General features: G+C 71.9%; 7 protein-coding genes. 3 read left to right on the top strand and 4 right to left on the bottom strand.

Translation table 11 applies throughout. The annotated features are described in order from the left end of the window. Together ACIBK8_RS31955 and ACIBK8_RS31950 are read right to left on the bottom strand one after the other, a co-directional pair. Nucleotides 1–549 (bottom strand): HAMP domain-containing protein (locus ACIBK8_RS31955; RefSeq protein WP_399045760.1); only part of this gene is annotated, 549 nt, incomplete at its 3' end. Between the two features lie 6 nt (nucleotides 550–555). After that, nucleotides 556–1,209, bottom strand: a complete 654-nt coding sequence (locus ACIBK8_RS31950; protein WP_227044348.1) for a response regulator transcription factor — start codon at nucleotides 1,207–1,209, stop codon at nucleotides 556–558. Nucleotides 1,210–1,513: 304 nt separating this feature from the next. Here ACIBK8_RS31950 and ACIBK8_RS31945 point away from each other — a divergent pair, with 304 nt between their 5' ends. Continuing rightward, nucleotides 1,514–1,687, top strand: coding sequence for a hypothetical protein (locus tag ACIBK8_RS31945; RefSeq protein WP_399045758.1), 174 nt, complete (start codon nucleotides 1,514–1,516; stop codon nucleotides 1,685–1,687). A 73-nt stretch (nucleotides 1,688–1,760) separates the two neighbouring features. Here the strand turns inward: ACIBK8_RS31945 and ACIBK8_RS31940 are convergent, their stop codons facing one another. Together ACIBK8_RS31940 and ACIBK8_RS31935 are read right to left on the bottom strand one after the other, a co-directional pair. Next, on the bottom strand, nucleotides 1,761–2,561 hold the full coding sequence (locus tag ACIBK8_RS31940) for an inositol monophosphatase family protein (protein WP_399045756.1): 801 nt from the start codon (nucleotides 2,559–2,561) through the stop codon (nucleotides 1,761–1,763). Nucleotides 2,562–2,634: 73 nt separating this feature from the next. Further along, nucleotides 2,635–3,786: a ferrochelatase gene (locus ACIBK8_RS31935; protein WP_399045755.1), complete on the bottom strand. Its 1,152-nt coding sequence runs from the start codon at nucleotides 3,784–3,786 to the stop codon at nucleotides 2,635–2,637. A 225-nt stretch (nucleotides 3,787–4,011) separates the two neighbouring features. Between ACIBK8_RS31935 and ACIBK8_RS31930 the strand changes: the two genes are divergently transcribed. Both ACIBK8_RS31930 and ACIBK8_RS31925 read left to right on the top strand, forming a co-directional pair. Beyond that, nucleotides 4,012–5,283 (top strand): MFS transporter, encoded by a 1,272-nt coding sequence (locus tag ACIBK8_RS31930; RefSeq protein WP_393686960.1) that lies wholly within the window; start codon nucleotides 4,012–4,014, stop codon nucleotides 5,281–5,283. Between the two features lie 582 nt (nucleotides 5,284–5,865). Then, complete coding sequence (locus tag ACIBK8_RS31925) at nucleotides 5,866–7,206, top strand: D-arabinono-1,4-lactone oxidase (protein WP_399045754.1); 1,341 nt, start codon at nucleotides 5,866–5,868, stop codon at nucleotides 7,204–7,206. Nucleotides 7,207–7,261 lie beyond the last annotated feature (55 nt).

Below are 7,261 nucleotides of genomic sequence, written 5' to 3'. Positions count from 1 at the left end.
CAACTCATCATCAGGACCACCCAACTCGATCCGACGATGCAGATCCGAACCAGCCACCCGCTGCGCCGTACGCGTGATCCGCCCCAACGGCGACAGCACCCGCCCCGCCATCGCATAACCGAACGCGAACGCCACAATCGTCAACCCCAGCAACGCCAGCAGAGAACGATTGAGCAGGGTGTTGAGGGCGAGCGCGCGCTGATGCTGGAGGCATTCGGCGGTCGCGTGGTTGAGCTGGTCGATGGTGCCCACGGCGGACAGTCCGGGGCAGGTGGCGCTGGAGACGCTCAGATCGCGCGCCCCGTCGATCTTGAAGGGCAGTTGGTTGCCCGTGCCCAGAGCGTCGGCCGCCAGGATGTAGATGATCGTCAGCAGCACGATTCCGGCCATCAGGAACATGCCGCCGTACAGCAGCGTGAGCCGTATCCGGATGGTGGGGCGCAGCCAGGGGAAGGGCCGGACGTTGACCGGCTTGGGATCCCAGGTGGGCTTGGGCGGTGTGGGCGGCTGCTGGGGCGCCGCTTTCGAGAAGGAAGGCATCGAGGGCATCGGCGGTCAGATCCGGTATCCCGAACCGGGGACGGTGACGATCACCGCGGGCTCACCGAGCTTGCGGCGCAGCGTCATGACGGTGACGCGGACGACATTGGTGAAGGGATCGGTGTTCTCGTCCCATGCCTTCTCCAGGAGCTGCTCGGCCGAGACGACCGTGCCCTCGCTGCGCATCAGCACCTCCAGCACCGCGAATTCCTTCGGGGCGAGCTGGACCTCCCTGCCGTCGCGGAAAACCTCGCGGCGATTGGGGTCGAGCTTGATTCCGGCCCGCTCCAGGACGGGCGGCAGGGCGACGGTCGTACGGCGTCCCAGGGCCCGCACCCGGGCGGTCAGCTCGGTGAAGGCGAACGGCTTCGGAAGGTAGTCGTCCGCGCCGATCTCCAGGCCCTCGACGCGGTCGCTGACGTCGCCGGACGCGGTGAGCATCAGGACGCGGGTGGCGATCCCCAGCTCGACGATCCGGCGGCAGACGTCGTCGCCGTGCACGAGCGGAAGATCGCGGTCCAGAACGACGACGTCGTAGTCGTTGACCGCGATTCTCTCCAGGGCGGCAGCGCCGTCGTAGACCACGTCGACGGCCATGGCCTCCCGGCGTAGTCCGGTGGCCACCGCATCGGCGAGCAGCTGCTCGTCCTCGACGACGAGAACACGCACGTCGCAATTCCTTCCCCAGGGCCCCGCCAGGCAGGGCACAACAATGTCTCAGAGCCCTTCCATCCTGCCCCGAAGAGCCATAAACCGGCGGTAAGGGGGTTGCGGAGGGGCGTCGGAGGCCCGATGGGCAGGATTCCCGGGCCGGTTGAGGTTTCCCTGAGGTTGCCCGCGGGGAGGACGACTGCACACCCGCGATCACGCCCTGGACGGCGTCCACCACCGACCCGTCCACAGGGACCATGCCGTGATCGACCCACCCGTCGGCACACCCCGTGCCACCCGACCCACGACGAGGGGGCGCACCATGGACGCGTTCACCGCAGGAATTCTGCAGCGCATAAGGAACACCGAAGCCGACCTGGACCGTGCTCGCGCGGCGGGCGACGACTTCCTCGCGGAGGTCGAACAGGCGGAACTCGAGGACCTCCAGCGCCTGGCCACCGAGCACGGCGTGGAGGTCAGCGCCGCGAGCGCCTGACGACCGGCCCGTATACGGAAGTGCGCCCCGGTACCCGTGAAGGGTGCCGGGGCGCCGCCGTGCCGCGTGCCGGTCAGTCGTGCCAGGCGCCCAGGTCCTCCAGCAGCGGCTGGAGCGTCCCGAACAGTTCCGGCGACGCGGCGACGGTCAGCTCGTGGGAGGGCGGGTCGCCCGGCCGGCCTCCGGTGAGCGCGCCCGCCTCGCGGGCGATGAGGTCGCCGGCCGCCAGGTCCCACGGGTTCAGGCCGCGCTCGTAGTAGGCGTCCAGGCGACCGCAGGCCACGTCGCACAGGTCGATCGCCGCCGAGCCGCCCCGGCGGATGTCACGGACCTGCGGCACCAGGGTGCGCACCACATCGGCCTGGGCGGCGCGGCGCTCGGCGAGGTAGCCGAAGCCGGTGCCGACCAGCGCCTGGGAGAGCGGCGGCGCGGGCCGGTGGCGGATGCGCTCGCCGTTGTTGAACGCGCCGCCGCCGAGCACGGCGTGGTAGGTCTCGCCGCGCAGGGGCGCCGCGACCACTCCCGCGACGGTCTCGCCGTCCTTCTCCGCGGCGATGGACACCGCCCAGGAGGGCAGCCCGTACAGGTAGTTGACGGTGCCGTCGACGGGGTCGATGACCCAGCGCACGCCGCTGCTGCCCTCGACGCTGGCGCCCTCCTCGCCCAGGAAGCCGTCGTGCGGGCGGCGCTCGGCGAGGAATTCGGTGATCAGCTTCTCGGAGGCGAGGTCCATCTCGGTGACGACGTCGATGGGGCTGGTCTTCGTGGCGGCCACGCCGAGGTCGGCGGGCCGGCCGTCGCGCAGCAACTGCCCGGCGCGGCGGGCGGCTTCGAGTGCCAGCTGGAGAAGTTCGTCGTACAGCGGATCGGACACGGTGCTCCTTGCTCGGGCGAGCGGTGGTCGGGCGGGGTTCGGGCTGATCGGTGCGGTGCCGGGGAGGGTGCCGTTACACCGGGGCTTCGGCGGGGCCCCGCCAGTCGGCGCCGGCGGCGGCCGGGCGGGGGGCGCGCGCCGGGCAGCAGCCGACCGGGCACAGGTCGTGCGAGGCGGCGAGTGCGCCCAGGGCGCAGCGCTCCGGCGTGCGACCGCGCTCGGTGGCGGCGCGTTCCAGGACGAGGTCACGGACGGCGGCGGCGAAGCGCGGGTCGGCACCGACGGTCGCCGACCTGGCGACCGGCAGGCCCAGCTCCGCGGCCTTGGCGGTGGCCTCGGTGTCGAGGTCGTACTTGACCTCCATGTGGTCGGAGACGAAGCCGATGGGGGCCATCACGACGGCCGGGACGCCGGAGCCGTGCAGCTCTTCGAGGTGGTCGCAGATGTCGGGTTCCAGCCACGGGATGTGCGGGGCGCCGCTGCGCGACTGGTAGACGAGCTGCCAGGGGTGGTCGATGCCGGTCTCCTCGCGCACCGCGTCCGCGATCACCCGGGCCACGGCCAGGTGCTGGGCGACGTAGGCGCCGCCCTCGCCGTCGCTGGTGTGGTCCGCGGGGGCGCCCGAGGTGTCGGCCGCCGCGGTGGGGATGGAGTGCGTGGTGAAGGCGAGGTGGGCGCCGGCGCGCGCGTCCTCGGGCAGGTCGGCGAGGGAGGCGAGGACGCCGTCGACCATCGGCCGGATGAAGCCCGGGTGGTTGAAGTAGTGCCGGAGCTTGTCGACCTGCGGGACGGGCAGGCCCTCCGCCTTCAGGGTGGCGAGCGCGTCGGCGAGGTTCTCGCGGTACTGGCGGCAGCCCGAGTACGAGGCGTAGGCGCTGGTCGCCAGGACGGCGATGCGGCGGTGGCCGTCGCGCACCATGGCGCGCAGGGTGTCCGTCAGGTAGGGCGCCCAGTTGCGGTTGCCCCAGTAGACGGGCAGGTCCAGGCCGTGCGCGGAGAAATCCTTGCGCAGCGCGTCGAGCAGCTGCCGGTTCTGGGCGTTGATGGGGCTGACTCCCCCGAACAGGAAGTAGTGCTGCCCCACCTCCTTGAGCCGCTCGCGGGGGATGCCGCGCCCGCGGGTGACGTTCTCCAGGAACGGGACGACGTCGTCGGGGCCTTCGGGGCCACCGAAGGAGAGCAGCAGCAGGGCGTCGTAAGGACGGGAATCGTACTGTTCGGGCATGTCATCGATCCTCCCACTCTTCCCTCGGGAACGGCGGGCAGGTCCCGCTCCCCGTCGGCCGGGAGCGTGCGAACGGGGCGCGGGGGCGGCTGCCCGCGCGGGTGTCGCGGGCCGTACGCGGACGGCCGGAAAATCGGAGGCGGGCGCTCTCCGGTCCCCGTAAGCTGTATCGGCCCTGTTCGTTCCTTACCGATCTTCGGTCCTCATCCGGCGGAGCGCCCCCCGTTGCCCAGTCCCTACCGCGCCATCTTCGGCCCGCCCGGTACCAAGTCCTTCTCCGCCGCCGGGCTCCTGGGCCGGATGCCGCTGTCGATGCTGGGCATCGGCGTGGTCACGATGGTGTCCCAGCTGACCGGCCGTTACGGCCTGGCGGGCGCGCTCTCCGCGACCCTCGCGCTGTCCGCCGCGCTGTTCGGACCGCAGATCTCCCGGCTGGTGGACAGGTACGGCCAGCGTCCGGTGCTGCGCCCGGCGACGCTGGTGTCGGTCGCCGCGGTCGCCGGGCTGCTGGTCAGCGCGCAGCAACGGTGGGCGGACTGGACGCTGTTCGTCTTCGCAGCCGCCGCGGGCTGTGTGCCGAGTGTGGGGTCGATGATCCGGGCGCGCTGGGCGGAGCTGTACCGCGGCTCACCGCGCGAGCTGCACACCGCGTACTCCTGGGAATCGATCGTCGACGAGTGCTGCTTCATCTTCGGCCCGATCCTGTCGATCGGGCTGTGCACGGTGTGGTTCCCGGAGTCCGGGCCGCTGCTGGCGGCTCTCTTCCTGGTGGCCGGGGTGTTCTGGCTGACGGCGCAGCGGGCGACGGAGCCGGTGCCGCAGCCGCGTGAGCAGCACGCCAAGGGGTCGGCGCTGCGGTCCAAGGGGCTGCAGGTGCTGGTGGCGACGTTCGTGTCCACCGGTGCGATCTTCGGGGCGATCGACGTGGTGACCGTCGCGTTCGCGGAGGAGAAGGGCCACAAGGGGGCCGCCAGTCTGGTGCTGTCGGTCTACGCGCTCGGCTCGTGCCTGGCGGGCGCCGTGTTCGGGCTGCTGCACCTCAAGGGGCATCCGTCCCGCCGGTGGGTGGCGGGGCTGTGCGTGATGGCGGTGAGCATGGTGCCGCTGCAACTGGTGGGGTCGCTGCCGCTGTTGGCGGTGGCGCTGTTCGTGGCGGGTCTGTCGGTCGCGCCGACGATGGTGACGACGATGGCGCTGGTCGAGGAACACGTACCGCGGGCGAAGCTGACCGAAGGCATGACGTGGACGAGCACCGGTCTCGCGGTGGGTGTCGCGCTGGGCTCATCGGCGGGCGGCTGGGTCGTGGACGCCGCGGGCGCGGGCCGGGGCTACCTGGTGCCGTGCGTGGCGGGTGTGCTCGCCGCGGTGGTGGCGCTCGTCGGATTCCGCAGGCTCCGCCCGGGGGCCGCGGGTGCGCAGCCGGCGGTCACCATCATCGCGGAACGGGGCGGCCCCGCCCCGCAGGACGAACGGCCCGACGGGGAACGGGTGCGGTAACCACACGCAGGAGGCCGCCCCCCGGGTGGCCTCCTGAAACCAGCCGCCTCCTTGCGGCCCACCCGAACCAAGCTGCCCCTTGTGAGCCACGCTGCGTGGGCCACGTGCACCAAGCCGCCTCCTGGAGAACCACCGGAAGCCAGCCGCCCTCGGGAGGCTCACGTAAACCAACCGCCTCCTTGCGGGCCACCCACACCCACCCGCCTCGGGCGGACGACAGCAACCAACCGCCCCCTTGCGGCTCCTGCGGGCTCACGACCGCCCGCGACGCGACAGTCATCGCGGCATCGCAGTCGCCGCAGTCGCCGCAGCCATCGACACCGCAGCCCACCTCCTGGCGACTCGCGTGAACCAACCCACCTCCTTGCAGCCCGTGTGAACCCACCCGCCTCCTGGCGGACGTAATCGCCGCGCAGTCGGTGTGACATGTCCCGGAGCCGGGCGATTACCGCCGATTCCCTGGTCATGTGATTCCCGTCACCCCACCGGGACGGGCCTGCGGTGACTGGCATCATGCGCTCAGCTCAGCTCACACCAACGGCGGTCCGTGGGACCGCCCGTGCGGAGGGAGGGGACGTCACCATGGCAGCCAGCAACGCCGCCGGCGGCTCGGGAGGACGCGGCTCGGGAGGGCCGTGGCGCAACTGGGCGGGCAACGTCACCACCCGCCCCGCCCGCACCGTGACCCCCTCCAGCACCGAGGAGTTGGCGACCGCCGTCCGCACCGCCGTCGACGACGGACTGACCGTCAAGGCGGTCGGCACCGGCCACTCCTTCACCTCGGCAGCCGCCACCGACGGGCTGCTGGTGCGCCCGGACCGGCTGACCGGTGTGCGCACGATCGACCGGACGGCAGGAACGGTGACCGTCGCCGCGGGGACGCCCCTCGTACATCTCAACCGGACTCTGGCCGCGCACGGACTGTCGCTGACCAACATGGGCGACATCATGGAGCAGACCGTCTCCGGCGCCACCAGCACCGGCACCCACGGCACCGGACGCGACTCCGCCTCGCTCGCCGCCCAGATCACCGCCCTGGAACTGGTCACCGCCGACGGCTCGGTGCTCCGCTGCTCCGCGAAGGAGAACCCGGACGTCTTCGACGCGGCCCGGCTGGGCCTCGGCGCCCTGGGCGTGGTCAGCGAGCTGACGTTCGCCGTGGAGCCGGAGTTCCTGCTGACCGCCCGCGAGGAGCCGATGAGCTTCGACGAGGTGACCGGCCGCTTCGACGAACTGGTCGCTGAGAACGAGCACTTCGAGTTCTACTGGTTCCCGCACACCGGCAGCTGCAACACCAAGCGCAACAACCGCAGCCAGGGCCCGGCCGCGCCGCCCGGCAGAGTCAGCGGCTGGATCGAGGACGAGCTGCTGTCCAACGGGGTCTTCCAGGTCGCCTGCTCCGTCGGCCGGGCCGTGCCCGCGGCGGTCCCCGGTATCGCGAAGGTCTCCAGCCGCGCCCTGTCGGCCCGTACGTACACCGACATCCCGTACAAGGTCTTCACCTCGCCTCGGCGGGTGCGGTTCCTGGAGATGGAGTACGCGCTGCCCCGGACCGCCGCGGCCGAGGCGCTGCGGGAGCTGAAGACGCTCGTCGAGCGGTGCCGCTTCAAGGTCAGCTTCCCGGTGGAGGTGCGGACCGCGCCGGCCGACGACCTACCGCTGTCGACCGCGTCCGGCCGCGACACCGTCTACCTCGCGGTGCACATGTACCGCGGCACGCCGCACCAGGCGTACTTCGCGGCCGTCGAGCGGATCATGACGGCGTACGCGGGTCGCCCGCACTGGGGCAAGCTGCACACCCGCGACGCCGAGTACCTGGCGGGCGTCTATCCGCGGTTCGACGCGTTCACCGCGGTGCGCGACCGGCTGGATCCGGAGCGCCGGTTCGGCAACGGCTACCTGCGGCGGGTGCTCGGCTCCTGACGCAGTACGGCCGCGGTCCGGTACCCGGGGAGGGTGCCGGACCGCGGCCGTGGTG

It is taken from the genome of Streptomyces sp. NPDC050161 (assembly GCF_044460025.1).
GTDB lineage: Bacteria > Actinomycetota > Actinomycetes > Streptomycetales > Streptomycetaceae > Streptomyces.
This window is presented reverse-complemented; position numbering and strand designations above follow the sequence as displayed.